The following is a 15,910-nucleotide window of genomic DNA, read 5'->3' as shown; positions in this document are numbered from 1 at the left end:
AGGGCCACCACCGACATCGGACAGAGATGACAGAGACAGAGGACAGGAAGACGCACATGGGTACTCCACGCGTGAGCAGTACGCCGTTGCCGGGGATCGGTGTCCGGTACGACCTGACGACGCGTGAGCGGCGCCGTGTGTCGGTGGTCGCGCACCGGGACGGCGAGCGCACGCTGAACGCGTACCGCGCGGACGACCCGGACGCCTGCGCCCTGTCGGTGCGGCTGACCGCGGGGGAGACGACGGCGCTCATCGACGCCCTGCTGCCCTCGCACCACAGCCCGAATCTGCTGTCCACCACCGAACTCGGACTGGTCGCGGAGCGCGTAGCGCTGTCGGCGCTCTCGTACTGGAACGGCCGTGTGCTGGGCGAGACCCGGATGCGCACGGAGACCGGCGTCTCGATCGTGGCCGTACTGCGCCGGGCCGAGGCCGTGCCGTCTCCCACGCCGGACTTCCGGCTGGCCGGCGGGGACACCCTGATCGTGATCGGCACGCGCGAGGGTGTCGAGGCGGCCGCGGCGATACTCGGACGGGAGTGAACCGGTGCATTCGTCCGCGAGGTTCCTGATCGAGTTCGGCGCGATCATCCTGGCCCTGGGGCTGCTGGGCCGGTTCGCCGCGCGTTTCCAGTTCTCCCCGATACCGCTCTATCTGCTGGCCGGGCTGGCCTTCGGCGAGGGCGGGCTGCTGCCGCTGGGCACGAGCGAGGAGTTCGTCGCCATCGGCGCCGAGATCGGTGTCGTCCTGCTGCTGTTGATGCTCGGCCTGGAGTACTCGGCCAGCGATCTCGTCTCCAACCTCAAGACCCAGTACACCGCCGGTCTCGTCGACGCCGCCCTCAACGCGCTGCCCGGTGCGGCCATGGCGCTGCTGCTCGGCTGGGGACCGGTCGCCGCGGTGGTGCTGGCCGGGGTCACCTGGATCTCCTCCTCGGGTGTCATCGCGAAGGTCCTCGGAGACCTGGGCCGCCTGGGCAACCGCGAGACCCCGGTCATCCTCAGCGTCCTGATCCTGGAAGACCTCTCCATGGCCGTCTATCTGCCGATCATCACTGCCCTGCTGGCAGGTACGGGCCTCGCGGCGGGCAGTCTCACCCTGGCCGTCGCGCTCGGCGCCGCGGCACTGGTCCTGCTGGTCGCGGTCCGCTACGGCCGCCACATCTCCCGCTTCGTCTCCAGCGACGACCCGGAGAAGCTGCTGCTGGTCGTGCTGGGCCTGACCCTGCTGGTGGCCGGTCTCGCCCAGCAGCTCCAGGTGTCCGCCGCCGTGGGCGCGTTCCTGGTCGGCATCGCCCTGTCCGGAGAGGCGGCGGAGGGCGCGCACAGTCTGCTCTCGCCGCTGCGGGACCTGTTCGCCGCCGTGTTCTTCGTCTTCTTCGGCCTGCACACCGACCCGGCGAGCATCCCGCCGGTCCTGCTGCCCGCGCTGGCCCTGGCGGTCGTCACCGCCGGCACGAAGATCGCCACGGGGTACTGGGCGGCCCGGCGTGCGGGGATCTCGGCGAAGGGCCGCTGGCGGGCGGGCGGCACGCTGGTCGCCCGGGGTGAGTTCTCGATCGTCATCGCCGGACTCGCCGTCACTGCCGGCATCGAACCCTCCCTCGGCCCCCTGGCCACGGCGTATGTGCTGATCCTGGTCATCGTCGGCCCCCTCACCGCCCGCTACACGGAGCCCCTGGCCACCCGCCTGACCGGACGCAGGCGCGACAAGACCGCCGTTGCGGCGGACACGGGAGACACCAGGGAGAGCACTGCCGAGGAGCCGTACGAGGTGGGCTAGGACGCAAGGGGGCCGGCGTCCTGGCCCGGTACGAGTGCGGTCCAGATCTCACTTGGGTCCGCGCGAGAGGGTGTGGCGGAGCCGCGTCTCGGATCGGGTCGGGGACTCGTCCCGGCTGTCCCGTGCGAAGGAGCCCGCGTGCGGTCCACCAGCATGGACGTAGAAGGCCACAAGACGGAGACCGTCGAGGTCGAGCCATCCGTTCCGCCCGCGCACTGACCTGACGGAGACGCCGGAGAAGAAGGGCACCGTATGAGCAGGCTGCTGGAAGCGGTGTGTGCGCTGACCGTGGGTGTCCTCGTTGCGCTCCTTGTATGGGGTGCTGACCCTGGCGCCGTGCGGGTGGCGTGGCGGGACGGAGAGCTGAGCGGTGTGACGGTCGTGTTCGTGGCGGCGTGTGCGCTGTGGCTGGTGCTGTGGCGCAGGCGTACCGGGCGCGGCTGGCCGGCATGGCCGCTTGTGGTGCTGCTGTGCGGTGCGGCTGTTGCGCTAGTCGTGGCGGCCATGGCCGGTTGACCGGCGCACGCAGGGTGGGGCTCTCATCTCCCTCTGGAGGCGGCTCACTCGCTCACCGAGGGCCGGTCGAGGGTTCCGCGGAAGGCGATGTCCACGCCCTGCGCGGCTGCATGGCGGGGCCGCCGACGGCCGGTGTGCCACCCAAACCCCTGACAAATGCCGGTCACTCCTGGGCGCCGGGTGCTTGTCGGTCGTCGGCTCGGCCCCCGATGTGATTCTTGAACAGTGCAAAATCAGTTCGCCAGCGCTTCGGGTAAAGGTCTCGGCCCGGCCGCGTTGCCGCCAATCTCCTGGGGTGCCTGCGTCTTACGAGACTCTGACATGGCGGGCGCATGCTGCCGCCCCGGCCGTGCCATGCGCGACTCTGGTCTTGTTCGGCGCCCGAGAGGGTGCCGCCGCGGTATGGGAAGCGGCTGCCGTGGAACAGCGCCCCGGGCCGATCCCGGGGCGCTTGGCCGTGTCCGGTCTCCCGGCCCGGCGATGAGCGCACCGTGGGTCAGGGCAGTCGGGGATCGGTGTCGGCATCCAGGCGCACGAAGGGGATGCTGCGGCCGGCGTCACGGAAGCCGGCCTCACTCCCGTCGCCGGGCAACCCCATGAACGTGCACAGGCGTTGTGCGGTCCGGGGGTGCCGTTGTGCGTAGCCCGCCATGATCTCGGCGCCGTCGTCCGGCGTGAGGAATTGTGCCGTGACGGCGCGGTGGCGGTTGCCGACCTGGATGACGGTCTTCGGCTTAGCGTGCAGGTTGCGGTACCAGTCCGCCATCGGACCGAAGCCGGAGGCCACGATCCAGCTGACGTGGGCCGCGTCGTGCTCCACCACTTCGAGGACAGTGCAACGGTCGAGTCCGCTGACGCGGCCGGTGTGGTGCAGCAGGAGCAGCCGCTTGCCGAAGACCCGTCCTAGCCCGCCGCGGAAGAGGAGGATCGGCAGCCGGGCGCCGAAACGCCGCCACCCGGTGGGAAGTTGGGGCCGGTGCGGGGTGCTCTGTCTGTGGGACATCTTCGCCTTCCGGAGGGTCGGACGCGGCGGCTTGCGGCCTCTGTCGGCTAAAAGGCCGGGGCGAGGGCTGTTTCGCCCCAGAAACCTTTGCATAGTCTAAAGGCGGGGAGGTGCGTCTGTGTCAGAAACGAAGAGGCGGCTCTTACGCGCTGCCGCACCGCTGGAGGACGATATGGGCATGGGCGGGACGGCGCCCGATTCAGCGACGCTGTCCTGGATGCCGGTGGCGGCGATGGCCGTGGTGGCCGCTGCGGACGTCGTTGCCGGTCCGGGAGTGGGATTTCTGCCCCTGGTCTCGCTGGGGCCGGCGTTCTCCGGGCTTGCCGGCGGGTGGCGGCGTACGGCGCTGATCGGCTCCGTGGCCCTGGTCCTGTGCGTGGGGCTCGGGCTGTACGACGGGCTCTTCGAGGAGCGCAGGGGCTTCACCGCGATGGTGTCGGTGGCGGGCGTGACCGGCGCCGGCATCGCGGCGGCCGTGATGCGCTCCCGCAGAGAGGCGGAGCTGGCCAGTGTGCGGTCGATCGCGGAGGTGGCCCAGCGGGTGCTGCTGCGGCCGGTGCCGCGGACCGCGGGTCCGCTGCAGGCGGCGGTGTCGTACACCTCGGCGGTCGCGGAGGCGCGCATCGGCGGTGACCTGTACGAGATGGTTGCCTCGCCGCACGGGATCCGGGTGATCGTGGGGGATGTGCAGGGCAAGGGGCTGGCCGCGGTAGAGACGGCCGCCGTGGTGCTCGGTGCCTTCAGGGAGGCGGCGCACGACGAAGCCGACCTGGTCGGGCTGGGGGAACGTCTGGAGCGCAGTGTGGCCCGGGAGTTGGAGGGTGAGAAGTTCGTCACCGCAGTCCTCGCAGAGATCGGCCCGGACGGTGTGGTCGTCTTCCTCAACTACGGTCATCCGGCTCCCATGGTCGTACGCCAGGACGGCGCCGTCGACTTCCCGCAGCCGCCCGTGTACGCCCTGCCGCTGGGTCTGGGTGCACAGGGGATCGAGGGCCCGAAGCCCTATCGGGTGGACTTCACGCCCGGCGAGCAGCTGCTGTTGTATACCGACGGGGTCAGCGAGGCCCGCGACGCGGGCGGCTCCTTCTACCCCCTCGGCGAGAGGGCGGACCTGCTCAAGGAACCCGACGCGCACCGTGCTCTGGAGGCCCTGCGCGAGGACCTGGTGCGGCACGCCGCCGGGCCGCTGCACGACGACGCCGCGATGCTCCTGCTGCGCTACCACGGTCATGGGGAAGGAAAATCTGTTCCCATCACGTGAGTGAGCAGCGACTTCGGCACGGTAGAAAGGACACATGCCGGAGCGAGAGACCCCAGCGGGGGCCATGGACGATGTCGACGAGGTCACCCGGGCGGTGCTGACCGCGTCCCGGCTGCTGGTGGCGGTCTCCGCGCGCTCGCTCGCCGCTGTCGAGGAGGGGGTGACCCTGCCGCAGTTCCGGATGCTGGTCGTGCTGTCCACCCGGGGTGCCACCAAACTGGTCGCGCTCGCCGAGCTGCTCAAGGTGGCGCCCTCGACGGCCATGCGCATGGTCGACAGGCTGATCGCCGCCGGTCTGGCCGACCGGCAGACCAACCCCGGCAACCGTCGCGAAACGATGTTGCAGCTCACCGAGGAGGGTCGACGCACGGTCGAGGACGTCACCGCCCGGCGCCGTACCGAGATCGCCGCCGTCGTCGCACGGCTCCGGCCGACGCAGCGGCTGGCGCTCGTCGAAGCCCTCAACGCCTTCAACGAGGCGGGCGGAGAGCCCCCGGCCCCCGCCGCGGACGACCCGGAGCCGCACCCGCTCGGCTGGGTCGTGGACGGCGCGCTGGCGCACGACGTGTGACGGTTTGCGGCTGTTCCGTGCATTTTCGGGCGGTCGGCTTTTCTCCGTGCCCGACATTGTTTGCATAATGCAAGGAAGTGGTGGGCGGGGCGCTCCGCTGCCGGATTCCGGCAACGGGCGCCGGGCGGACGTGTCCGGTCAGAGGCAGGGCGGTCGCGCCGCCGCGGCGGCACCATGGGCGGTCGCCGACGGACCGGGAACGACACAAGGGGTGCAGGGGAATGCGCGGATGGCGCCGGTTCAGGGCACCTGCCGAGTCGCACCTCATGGCGCATCTGCGTACGTCGGTGTGGGGGCCCGCGGAGTTCGTCGGGACGCCGCCCCGCCGGCTGGTCGGCGAAGGGCTCCTTGCGGGAGTCCTCGGTGCCGCCGCGATCATCGCTGCGACGCTCTTCGGGGCGTGGACGGGGAGGTCCTCCCTGGCCGGCGGCGAGGCGGGCCTCGTGTGTGCCGCAGCCCTCGCCCTATACCTGTCCGTCGTGGGGGTGGGACGTGCGCTGGTCGGCATCGTGGCGCTGCTCGGTGTGTGCCTCGCCCTCCAGGCGCCGCAGGCCGCCGCGGGCGTCGTGCTGATGGAACGCGGACGGGTGCAGACGGTGGTGGTGACGTCGATCGAGAGCAGCCGGGCCGCGGTTGGTGGACGTGGCCGTTACCTCTGCGCGGTGGCTCGCCGGGACGGTTCGCCGCTCACGGTGCGCATCTGGCGCGGGTGCGGGCAGGTGACCCGTCCAGGAGACGCACTCACCGTCGTCTACGACCCCCAGGGGCACGTGGCCCCGCGCGGAATGGAAGCAGGCGCCGGGATGGCGGGAGCGCTGCGTGACCTGGCCCCGTGGGCCGTCTCCCTCGTGGCCGCGAGCGTGATCGCCGTCGTCCGCTCCTACCGGCTCTCCGTGCCTCCCGTCGCCTTGGCGTCTCCCGGGCGGGGCGCCACCACGCATCGTTGATCATCCGGCCGTTGGGCTGGGTGTGGGCGAGGTGGTGTTGACGTTCAGGTCGGGGCGGGGGGTGAGGGCGACGAGGGGCGCGCCGGCCTGCGGCGGGGGCGGGGTGACCTGATCCTTGGGGAGTTTGGGCGGGGTGCTCTGCTGGAAGTTGACCTGGTCGAAGTTGACCACGCCGGTCTTCTCCAGCACGGTGATGTGGTCCAGGACGGTGTCGTTGGCGAGGTCGGCGAGCGCGCGGACCATGGTGTTCGTGGTGGTGGCGCGGATCTTGGCGATGGCCGGGAAGATCTGGCCGTGGGTGACGCGCATGATGTTGGCGGCGGTGGAGTCGAACTGTGTGCCCGACTGGGCCGCCGAGGTTGCCACGAACTGCTGCTGCTGAGGGCTGGCCTGGTTGGGCAGGGTGATGTTCAGCTCGGGCGCGATCTTGCGGCACAGCTCGTCGAGGCCGGCGTGACCGACGATCAGGTGCCGGCCGGCTTCCCGCATCTCCTCCGTGGAGCCCTTCTTCAGCGCCAGTTCGCCCAGGGGGTACTCCCACAGCCCTGCGGAGCGGACCTTGACGACGAAGTCGCGGTCGGCCTCGGTGAGCGGGCCGTAGCGGGTGTTGGCGATGATGCGTGAGGGGTTGCCGGAGGTGTTCTGCACGCCGAGCATCGCGGGGTAGGCGAGGGCGCTGAGGGTCACGCCCAGGGCGCCGATCACGAAGACGGTTCCTGCCATGTTGCGGGAGAGGGGCATGCGGCCTCCAGGTGTGAGCGGCTCGTATGCCAGGGGGTACGGACAGGCCGGAGCATCCGATCATTGCTCTAGGTAAATTTTGCATGCTGCCGAGTGGTGTGCGTCACATGCCTGGGGTCATCCGGTGGTGGGGGAGGCGGACGGTGAGGGTGTCGCGGCAGGGTCCGCCGGGCCGGTCGGTACTCCGGCGGTCGGCAGTCCGGGAGGCACGGTGAGGGCGACCATGGGTGCCCCCGGTTGCGGCACCGGTGGTGTGACCTGGCTGGCGGGCAGCTTCGGCGGGGTCGTCTCCTGGAAGTTGACCTGGTCGAAGTTGACCAGCCCGGTCTTCTCCATCTGGGTGATGTGGTCCAGCACCACGTCGTTGGCCTGGTCGGCCAGTGCACGCACGAGGGTGTTCTTGGTGGTGGAACGGATCTTGGCGATGGTGTTGAAGATCGAGCCGTGGGTGATGCGCAGGGTGTTGGCGAAGTCGGTGTCGAACTGCTTGCCCGTGTCCGACTGGAACGTCGCCAGGAAGCCCTGCTGCTGTGGGGTGGGCTGGTTGGGGATGGTGATGTTCAGCTCGGGGGCGATCTTGCGGCAGGAGGCGTCGAGTGCGGCGTGCCCGATGACCAGGTGTCGGCCTGCCTCGCGCACGGCCGCGGTCGTCCCCTTCTTCATGGCCAGGTCCCCGGAGGGGCCCTCCCACAGTCCGGCGGAGCGCACGAAGACCACGAAGTTGCGGTCGGCCTCGGTGAGCGGACCCCACTGGGTGTTGGCGATCACGCGCGCCGGGTTGGTCGACACGTTCTGGACGCCGAGCATGCTCGGGTAGGCCAGGGCGGCGAGCGTGACGCTCAGGGCGCCGCCCACGAAGACGGTTCCGAGCGTGCTGCGCGAGATGGGCATCGTGCCTCCTGGAGCGGACAGCGGGTACGTCGGCAGGTACGGGCCCGCAACGGAAAGAGAACCCTTGCTCCAGGTAAAGGTTGCACTATGCCAAGCTCTTGGCGGGTCCGGGAGCCATGGATGCCCGACGCCGTGACCGAAAGCAATCACCGGAGTGCTGGGGGGCGGGCCGGGGAAACGGCAGCCGCGAGCGGTCGGCTACGCGGTGGCCGGGGCTGTCGAGTGCAGGGCGCGCAGCGCGCTCTGGTGGCTGAGCCAGCCGACCGGTTCGCCCTTCTCCCCCTCCAGGACCGGCACGCCCGTGCCGCTCGCGGACACCAGGTGGTGCAGGGCCGTGGCCAACGGCTCGTCGGCCGTGACGGAGGCCGGCGGTTCGGCGAGTTCGCCGACCTGTGTGGGCGCTCCGTCCGGCTGCTCGGCCAGCGCCTCGGCGACGGACTGGGCGGTGACCATGCCGAGGTAGCGTCCCGAGGCGTCCCGTACCGGCAGTGCGCCATGGCCGGAGAAACTCAACAGGTCGGCCGCGTCGCCGAGCCCGATGGACGCGGGCAGGGCCGAGGGCAGCGGTTCCATGACGTCGGCGACCCGCTGCCCACCGAGCCGGGCGCCGGACGCGGGGCCCTCCAGATCGATGCCGCGACGGCGCAGCTTGAGCGTGTAGATCGTGTCGTGGGACAGCAGCCGGCTGGTGGCGGTGGCCAGCACGATCGCCAGCATCAGCGGCAGGATGATCGAATACTCGCCCGTCAGCTCGAAGAGGATCACCACGGCAGTGATCGGAGCCCGGGCCGCGCCGGCGAACACGGCACCCATGCCGACCAGTGCGTACGCGCCGACCGCGCCTGCGGAGTGGGGCAGCAGGTGGTGGACACCGATGCCGTACGCCGAGCCGAGCATCGCCCCGATGAACAGGCTGGGGGCGAAGACCCCGCCGGAGCCGCCGATCCCGATCGTGAGGCTGGTCGCGAGCATCTTGCCCGCCAGCAACATGAACAGGAAGCCGACTGCGTAACCGCCCTCGGTCGCCTTCTGCAGCACGGGGTAGCCGACACCGTACATCTGCGGCAGGGCCAGCAGGAGCAGGCCGAGCGCGAGGCCGCCGACGGCCGGGCGCAGCCACTCAGGGCCGCGCCAGACCCAGTCGCAGACGTCCTCGATCAGATACAGGAACCGCGAGAAGCCCACCCCCACCACGGCGGCGCCGACGCCGAGCGCGGCGAACAGACCGTACTGGGCGAGGTGGTCGACGTGGAAGTCGGGGAGGCTCAGGAAGGCGGCGTTGCCGAACGCGGCCCGTCCGATGACGCTCGCGGTCACGCTGGCCAGCACGGTGGCACCGAACGCCTCCGCGGTGAAGGTGCCCAGGATCAGCTCCATGGCGAAGAACACGCCGGCCAGCGGTGCGTTGAAGGTGGCCGCGATGCCGCCCGCCGCGCCACATGCGACCAGCAGCTTCATCCGGCCCTCGGTCACCTTCGTCACCCGGCCCAGGGTGGAGCCGAGCGCCGAGCCGATCTGTACGATCGGCCCCTCCCGGCCCACCGAACCACCCGAGCCGATGCACAGAGCGGAGGCGAGAGTCTTGACGACGGCGACCTTGGGGCTGATCCGCCCGCCGCGCTGGGCGACGGCCAGCATCACCTCGGGCACCCCGTGCCCGCGTGCCTCCTTGGCGAACCGGTTCACCAGCGGCCCGTACAGCAGACCACCTACCACCGGCGCCAGGAGTACGAAGTACGGGCCCAGCCACGGCACGTGCGGATTGCTCGCGCCGGGGGCTGCCGCGTAGTCGGCATGGCCGGAGAACAGGCGGGTGAACGTCTTGATGCACCAGCGGAAGACCACTGAGCCCGCTCCGGCTCCGGCGCCCACCACGACGGCCAGGGCCATCAGACCCCAAGGGGCGGTACGCAGCCCCGCGATCCTCGGTGTTGGCGGGAGACCCCTCGGTGCGGTGCTGGGCACGTGCTGCTCGTCCCTTGCTGCCGGAATGGCACTCATCGCTTCCCCTTCCATACCTTTGCATTATGCAAAACGAGTCAAGGGTGCACGTCACAGGGGTGAGCCGGGTGGTGCTCTGCCGGGGAACGCCGAGCGTGTGGCGCCGTCCCCTCTGTGGGCGGTCAGCCCGCGTCGGCGCGGGTGGGTCGGACCGCCGACCCGCACCGGAACTGTCGGCGGCGGCAGTGTGAGGTCGCAGCGCAGGGCGCATGGCGCGGCCTCTTCCTGGCACGCCACTCGTGTTGCCACCTCAAAATGCCCGTCGTTCAAGGGGTTAGAGGCGCATCAGGATTCCCGGTTGCTCTGTCGGCGGAGCCGGGCCCTCGCGGCCCTGGGTTTTGCATAGCGCAAGAGTGGGGCGAGGTGCGCGAACGCATCGGCAGGCGCCGAGGCGAAAAGGGGTCGGCCGGCCTGATGGCCTCGGGCGAGCGGCGTCAGAAGTACGTCAAGATCGTGCGCGGCGCTGGCCGGGAGAGAGCGGCAGAGGGATTCTTGCCTCGTCGGCGCAGTGACGCGTCGCGCCCGTATGGGCGGCCTCTTCGGGCATGGGTTGCCCCTCGCTTCCGTGAGGTGGTGGATCATGCGGATCACCCTGCGCGACCGGATCGCCCTGGCAGCCGCCCTACTGGCTCCGTTCGTCGTCGCCCTCGCTCTGGCTCCGGTCCGCTCTCGTATGACGTCCGCGAACCTGGCGCTGATCCTCGTGGTGGTCGCGGTCGCCGCGCTGGGCAGCCGGACGGCCGGGGTGGTGACCGCGCTGTCGGCGGCCGCGTGGTTCGACTTCTTCCTCACCCGTCCCTACCAGCGGTTCACCATCGCCGACAGCGACGACATCATCACCACGCTCCTGCTGCTGGCGGTGGGCGTGACCGTCTCCCAACTGGCCGCCCACGCCCGCACCCTGAAGCTGGTCACCATCACCGACGCGGCTCATCTGGCGCGGATCCACGAGACGGCGAACATGGTCCAGGCCGGAGCCTCGCCGTATGCCGTCGTGGACCAGGTACGGCTGCAACTCGTCGAGATCCTGGGACTGCGTGGCTGCCGCTTCGAACACGGGACACTGCTGGGCAGGCACCCCCGTCTGGAACAGGACGGCATGCTGACCGTCGCCCGGGCCCACTGGGACCTGGACAAGGACGGCTGGCCCGGTGAGGAGATCGAACTGCGCGCCTCGGTCGGAGGCCGCTACATCGGCTGGTTCATGATGCAGCCGGAGCCAGGCACGCCGCCGCCACCTCTGCAGGCACGTCTCGTGGCCGTGAGCCTGGCCGACCATGTCGGCGCCGCGCTGGACACCGCAGGACCGGTGCTCGACCGCTGACCACCTGCACGCCCCGGCCGCCAGCAGGGTACGGCCGACGCGAGCCCGCTGTCTGTACTTGGTGCTTCATCCTGGGTCTCTCGGGCAGCCTTCGAGCCGTGCTGCGGCGTGACGATCACGACCCGTCAGGCCGTCCGACCGGCGCGAGGCACCTGCCTCATGGTCCCCGTGGGCCCCAGCCCCAGGCTCCCTGTTCCGATACCGCAGAGCGGTCGGTGGCGGGCGCGGGCTGGGCACGAAGGGCTGCCGGCGATAGTGTGCAAAGAACGCGTCAAGTGATGCGAGGTGTGCCGGGAAGTCTGGTCGGCGTGAAGGGGCCGTGTGCCCGATGTCGCCGATGTCCCGGAGGCTTTGCTGCCATGGCCACTGCGCGTTCGTGCCCGCTGTTGCTGGGCGTTGTCGTCTCCCCGCGAGCGGCTGGCCGTCTCTCGCGCCTCGCGTACGGACAGAGCCGGCGGCCTGGTGCTGCCGGTCGCCGTAGCGACGGCTCGGGTACGGGGGGAACAGGTCCTTGCGCAGTGCGGATGAGCCGATACGCGACGTCCGCTTCGGTGTATCGGGCTTCCGGCTCGGCCTGGCTGCGGCCATCGGCCGGCAGGCGGATTGCTGACCGCGTTGTTTCCGGTCGCCGGAGTCGAGTTCAAACGAGAACTCGTCCTCGGGGAACCGGCCTGCCCCAGGCCGCGCGGGGTGAGCACGGCAAGGCCACTGTTCTCCTCGCCTCTCTGGCCTCCGCCCTCCTTTCGGCGCCGCTCCTGCGCGGACACGCCCGCCTCTACCCGTGCGGGCACGAGGAGGAATACACCCACGCGGAAGCTGACGGCATACCGGATGCATACGAGCAGGTACCTCCAACCTCCGCGCGGGCGGACCGGTATGACGGGAGGTCCGGCTGATGGCCGCCGACACCTCCCTCCTGGCACCCGCGATCTTGGCTGCCGCACTGGTGATCAGAGCAGCGCTCGGCGAGCTGCAGCGCCCGGGCAGCGCCCGCGAACAGTGGGCCTTTGTCGCCAACCGCCAGGCTGTGGTCGCCGGAACGACGGTGTTGGGTACCGTCATCCTGCTCGGTTGGCACCAGGCCGGCCTCGCTTCTCTCGCCTGGGGCCTGCTCATCGGGGCGCTCACCGCTCATCTGGTCCACGGCGGCAGGCGTCGCCCATGACCATGACTATGACCCTGGGCCTGCGCCGTCGGTGCGCGGTGGTCTCGGGCAGTCCCGACGCGTCGTTCGGACGAGGCGTCGCGTGGCCTGTCCCGGCCACGCAACGTCGGCTGCGGACGCTGTTGTGACCTGCACCGTACGCCTTGCCTGACCCTGTCCCGCCCACCACAGGAGCCCTCGCACCCATGAATTGGCACTGGACCGGTCTCGTCTTCTTCTCGCTCACGTTGCTCCCGGCCGGGCTGGCCCTGGTCACTGGCCGGATACCCCGTCGTCTGCGGTACTGGCTGGCTCCCATGCGCCCGCGTGGCTGGGCCCTTCTCGCTCTTTACTCCGTCGCCCCCCTCACCGCGATCCCGCGCCTGGCCGACGCTCCGTCGTTGATCATCCTGGTCGCTACGGCAGCCGCAGGTGTCGTGGCTGCGGTGGGCTGCACGTACGCAGCCCTTGCCCCACGCCGAACCAGGAACGCCACCACGTGACCGGCCGGCAAAGCCTGCGGCGCCTCGCCGTCTCGCTCGTCGTCTGGTGGATGCTGATCGCCGTCATCCTCTGGTCCCTGGGTGCGATGCTCGACCAACCCGCCTCACTCGCCCAGTGCACGGCCTCGTCCGCCTTTCTCGTCGCCATCGGGGAAGTCGGCGACTGGCTGCGGCGGCGTCGGCGGGCCGACTCAGCGGCATCGCCGCACGACACCAGCCGCCCGACGTGAAGACGCCGACCACGGATCCATGACGACGCCACCCACCACAGGCGTTACTGCTCGACTCCCAGGGCCCGTACGCCTGCCAGGGGCGGTCGGCTGAGTCACCGGTGACGAGGGGTGGCGTGGTGAAGCGCGCGACGACCGCCCTGCACAGCCTCCCGAGCTTGCCCGGTTCACTGTCACCAGCCCGTCAGCAGCAGGTGGTTGATGAGCAGGGCCAGCACGGCCTGTGCGGCGAGCCAGGCGCGGGCCCGGGGAAGGAACGCGCAGGCGGGGAGCAGCCACATCGCGAACGGCAGCCAGATGCGCTCCGTCTCCGCCTTGCTCATGCCGGAGAGATCGGCGATGAGGAGGGCGAGCAGTGCGGCGAACACGAGCAGGGCGAGGCGGTGTTCGGGTGCGGCGGTTCGGAAACCGCCCCGGACGTCGCGGAGTTCGGGACGTGCGGAAGCGGCGCCCGCGCGTCGCAGCCCCGTCGCCGTCGCCGGGCCCACGAGCAGCGCGGTGCAGGCCAGGTTCGCCCACACCCAGTAGCTGTACGGCCGGGTCCCGCCGACGCCTTCGTAGTAGCGGGTGATCAACAGGTGGTACGCCTCCCACCAGTTGAAGCCGAGAAGCGTGAACACGGCTGGTACGACGGTGAGTCCGGCGATCACGTAGGGGAGAGGGGCGAGCCGTCGGTGGCCGAGCAGCAGTGCGGCGCCCGCGATGACCGTGAACAGCGTCAGCCCGTAGGAGAGATACGCGGTGAGGCCGAAGAGGAGCCCGGAGGCGAGGCCGCTGGACCGTGTCCGGTGTCCGGTGACCGCGAGGGCGAGGAAGGCGACGGACCAGGCGGCGACCGCCGCGAAGTAGCCGTCGGCCGAGGTGCCCATCCAGACGGCGGCCGGGGCCAGGACCATGAACGGCGCGGCACGGCGGGCGAGTTGCTCACCGGCGAGCACGCGCACGGTGACGAGGACCGCGGTGGCGGCGGTCGCCCCGACGGTGATGCACCAGATGCCCGCCCAGGCTCCGCCGCCGAGGCCGATCCGGTCGAGGAGGACGAAGGTGACGGTGGCCGCCGGGGGATGCCCGGCGATGTGCGCGGGCCAGGGGGCGGGGGAGTGGCTGAGGATGTGGTGGGTGAAGTCGCGCAGGGTGGCGGGGATGTCGTGGAAGCGGTCGATGACCGTGAGGTATTCGTTCGTGGTCGTCAGCCGACTGGCGATGCCGCGCTGCCAGCCGTCGACCAGGGCCAGGGAGAACGTCCAGGCCATTGCGGTGCCCCAGGCGGTGAGCAGCAGCGCTCGCCAGGGCAGTCGGGCGGCGAGGCCGGGACCGTAGGCGACGACGGCGACCGCGACGGCGAGTGCCGCCGGGGTGCCGGGGCCGACGTGGGGTTCCCACTGGGCGAAGACGGGTGGCCAGGCGACGAAGAGCGAATGGTCACGGTGCTGGATGGCGGTGCCGACCAGGACGGCCACCAGGACGAGCAGGGCTGCGGCGAGGGCTGCGGCCAGGTCGCGGACGAGGTCGCGTCGGCGGTCGCCCGGAACGTCACGGGGACGGTCGTCGGGACGGGTACGGGGACGGTCGCGGAGAAGATCGCGGTTCACACCGACACGCTAGGCCGGGGTGTGCCCGGTGGAGCCGCCGCTGGAGTGGACGTCAGTGTTTCGTCATGGTTTGCGAACCCGTTCGGGGGGTGTCCTCGGCCTACGGTCGGGTCATGCCACGTTCCCCCTCCTCACCTGCCTTCTGGCGCAGCCCGTTGCGCGGTCCCTGGTTCACCTCCGTGCTGGGTGTCGTGCTGCTCGTCGGGATCACCGTGCTGTTCGTGACAGGTCTGGTGTCGTACGCCGCCTACAACCCGGACCTGTCGCCGGTGAACGACCAGACCCCGGACAAGGGCCTGCTCGGCTTCTATCTCTTCTCCTGGCCGACGCACCCGTCCTGGCTGTACCGCCTCACGCAGGGTGTGCACGTCACCCTCGGCATCGTGCTGATCCCGGTGCTGCTGGCGAAGCTGTGGTCGGTCGTGCCGAAGCTGTTCGCCCTGCCGCCGGCCCGCTCCCTGGCCCACGCGCTGGAACGGCTCTCGCTGCTGCTCCTCGTGGGCGGCGCCCTGTTCGAGTTCACCACCGGCGTGCTCAACGTCCAGCTGGACTACGTCTTTCCCGGCTCCTTCTATCCCCTGCACTTCTACGGCGCCTGGGTCTTCTTCGCCGCCTTCCTCGCGCACGCCGTCCTGAAGATGCCCCTGGCCCTGCGCAACCTGCGCCACCTCCGAGACGAAACCCCTGTCGAGACCTCTGTCGAGGAAGGGGAGTTGGTGTCCCCGAACCCCGCGGAACCCACCGTCTCGCGCCGTGGCGCCCTCGGTGTGGTGGGCGGCGGATCGCTGCTCCTGCTCGCCACGACGGCGGGCCGCAGCTTCGACGGACCCTTGCGGGAGACGGCCGTCCTCGCACCGCACGGCGGGCCCGAACCGGGCGGCGGTCCAGGCGGGTTCCAGATCAACAAGACGGCCGCCTACGCGGGCATCAGCCCGACGGAGACCGGAGAGGAAGCGTGGCAGCTGGTCGTGACCGGGCGCGCCGGCCGCAGCGTACGGCTCGCCCGCCCCCAGCTCCTCCAACTCGCCCTCCACAGCTCGGCGTTGCCCATCGCCTGCGTGGAGGGCTGGTCGACCTCGGACCAGTGGTGGCGGGGTGTACGACTGCGGGATCTGGCCGCCCTGGTCGGACACGACGATCCCGTAGACGTGCTCGTGGAGTCGCTGCAACGCCACGGGGCGTTCCGGCGCGCGGCCCTGCGCGCCAACCAGGTCGCCGACCCGCGTTCCCTCCTCGCCCTGTTCGTCAACGGCGAGGACCTCACCCCCGACCACGGCTACCCGGCGCGCGTCATCGTCCCCGCGGCGCCCGGCGTGCTCAACACCAAATGGGTGGCCCGGATGACGTTCGGAGACCTGTGATGCGCATTCCGTTCAGGCGGCCGCCCCTCGGCAGCCCGCTGCA

16 protein-coding genes are annotated in these 15,910 nt (G+C 70.6%); 11 read left to right on the top strand and 5 right to left on the bottom strand.

Features of this window, described 5'->3' with window-relative positions; all coding sequences use genetic code 11:
• Positions 1–56: 56 nt before the first annotated feature.
• The 3 genes from OG568_RS15240 (at position 57) to OG568_RS15230 (ending at position 2,298) form a co-directional block, all read left to right on the top strand.
• Complete coding sequence (locus OG568_RS15240; RefSeq protein WP_043260500.1) at positions 57–542, top strand: cation:proton antiporter regulatory subunit; 486 nt, start codon at positions 57–59, stop codon at positions 540–542.
• Positions 543–546: 4 nt separating this feature from the next.
• Positions 547–1,782, top strand: coding sequence for a cation:proton antiporter (locus OG568_RS15235; RefSeq protein WP_329531952.1), 1,236 nt, complete (start codon positions 547–549; stop codon positions 1,780–1,782).
• A gap of 252 nt (positions 1,783–2,034) precedes the next feature.
• Positions 2,035–2,298 carry a hypothetical protein gene (locus OG568_RS15230; protein ID WP_019070513.1) on the top strand — a complete coding sequence of 88 codons (264 nt, stop codon included), beginning with the start codon at positions 2,035–2,037 and terminating at the stop codon, positions 2,296–2,298.
• Positions 2,299–2,794: 496 nt separating this feature from the next.
• On the opposite strand, the gene OG568_RS15225 is transcribed toward OG568_RS15230, so the two are convergent.
• The gene (locus OG568_RS15225; RefSeq protein WP_329531951.1) at positions 2,795–3,301 is read right to left on the bottom strand and encodes a nitroreductase family deazaflavin-dependent oxidoreductase; all 507 of its coding nucleotides are present in this window, start codon (positions 3,299–3,301) and stop codon (positions 2,795–2,797) included.
• Between the two features lie 172 nt (positions 3,302–3,473).
• Between OG568_RS15225 and OG568_RS15220 the strand changes: the two genes are divergently transcribed.
• The 3 genes from OG568_RS15220 to OG568_RS15210 all read left to right on the top strand — a co-directional run bounded on the left by OG568_RS15220 (position 3,474) and on the right by OG568_RS15210 (position 6,080).
• Positions 3,474–4,562 carry a PP2C family protein-serine/threonine phosphatase gene (locus tag OG568_RS15220; RefSeq protein ID WP_329531950.1) on the top strand — a complete coding sequence of 363 codons (1,089 nt, stop codon included), beginning with the start codon at positions 3,474–3,476 and terminating at the stop codon, positions 4,560–4,562.
• A gap of 34 nt (positions 4,563–4,596) precedes the next feature.
• Positions 4,597–5,133 (top strand): MarR family winged helix-turn-helix transcriptional regulator, encoded by a 537-nt coding sequence (locus tag OG568_RS15215; RefSeq protein ID WP_329531949.1) that lies wholly within the window; start codon positions 4,597–4,599, stop codon positions 5,131–5,133.
• Between the two features lie 221 nt (positions 5,134–5,354).
• Positions 5,355–6,080: a hypothetical protein gene (locus OG568_RS15210; RefSeq protein ID WP_329531948.1), complete on the top strand. Its 726-nt coding sequence runs from the start codon at positions 5,355–5,357 to the stop codon at positions 6,078–6,080.
• On the opposite strand, the gene OG568_RS15205 is transcribed toward OG568_RS15210, so the two are convergent.
• The 3 genes from OG568_RS15205 to OG568_RS15195 all read right to left on the bottom strand — a co-directional run bounded on the left by OG568_RS15205 (position 6,081) and on the right by OG568_RS15195 (position 9,602).
• Positions 6,081–6,821: a DUF4142 domain-containing protein gene (locus OG568_RS15205; protein ID WP_329531947.1), complete on the bottom strand. Its 741-nt coding sequence runs from the start codon at positions 6,819–6,821 to the stop codon at positions 6,081–6,083. It lies immediately after the preceding gene.
• 117 nt (positions 6,822–6,938) lie between these two features.
• Positions 6,939–7,712 (bottom strand): DUF4142 domain-containing protein, encoded by a 774-nt coding sequence (locus OG568_RS15200; RefSeq protein WP_329531946.1) that lies wholly within the window; start codon positions 7,710–7,712, stop codon positions 6,939–6,941.
• A gap of 198 nt (positions 7,713–7,910) precedes the next feature.
• On the bottom strand, positions 7,911–9,602 hold the full coding sequence (locus tag OG568_RS15195) for a chloride channel protein (protein WP_329536364.1): 1,692 nt from the start codon (positions 9,600–9,602) through the stop codon (positions 7,911–7,913).
• 691 nt (positions 9,603–10,293) lie between these two features.
• Here OG568_RS15195 and OG568_RS15190 point away from each other — a divergent pair.
• The 4 genes from OG568_RS15190 to OG568_RS15175 all read left to right on the top strand — a co-directional run bounded on the left by OG568_RS15190 (position 10,294) and on the right by OG568_RS15175 (position 12,914).
• Complete coding sequence (locus tag OG568_RS15190; protein ID WP_329531945.1) at positions 10,294–11,037, top strand: DUF4118 domain-containing protein; 744 nt, start codon at positions 10,294–10,296, stop codon at positions 11,035–11,037.
• Between the two features lie 895 nt (positions 11,038–11,932).
• Positions 11,933–12,202: a hypothetical protein gene (locus tag OG568_RS15185; protein ID WP_329531944.1), complete on the top strand. Its 270-nt coding sequence runs from the start codon at positions 11,933–11,935 to the stop codon at positions 12,200–12,202.
• 185 nt (positions 12,203–12,387) lie between these two features.
• Entirely contained in the window at positions 12,388–12,684 is a 297-nt protein-coding gene (locus OG568_RS15180; RefSeq protein ID WP_329531943.1) for a hypothetical protein, read from the top strand.
• On the top strand, positions 12,681–12,914 hold the full coding sequence (locus OG568_RS15175; protein WP_019070523.1) for a hypothetical protein: 234 nt from the start codon (positions 12,681–12,683) through the stop codon (positions 12,912–12,914). The genes OG568_RS15180 and OG568_RS15175 overlap by 4 nt, the downstream gene beginning before the upstream one ends.
• Positions 12,915–13,087: 173 nt before the next feature.
• On the opposite strand, the gene OG568_RS15170 is transcribed toward OG568_RS15175, so the two are convergent.
• Positions 13,088–14,506: a hypothetical protein gene (locus OG568_RS15170; protein ID WP_443077654.1), complete on the bottom strand. Its 1,419-nt coding sequence runs from the start codon at positions 14,504–14,506 to the stop codon at positions 13,088–13,090.
• Positions 14,507–14,619: 113 nt separating this feature from the next.
• On the opposite strand from OG568_RS15170, the gene OG568_RS15165 reads away from it, so the two are divergent.
• Positions 14,620–15,867, top strand: coding sequence for a molybdopterin-dependent oxidoreductase (locus tag OG568_RS15165; protein ID WP_329531942.1), 1,248 nt, complete (start codon positions 14,620–14,622; stop codon positions 15,865–15,867).
• The last annotated feature ends 43 nt before the right edge of the window (positions 15,868–15,910 follow it).

This window comes from Streptomyces sp. NBC_01450, assembly GCF_036227505.1.
GTDB lineage: Bacteria > Actinomycetota > Actinomycetes > Streptomycetales > Streptomycetaceae > Streptomyces.
This window is presented reverse-complemented; position numbering and strand designations above follow the sequence as displayed.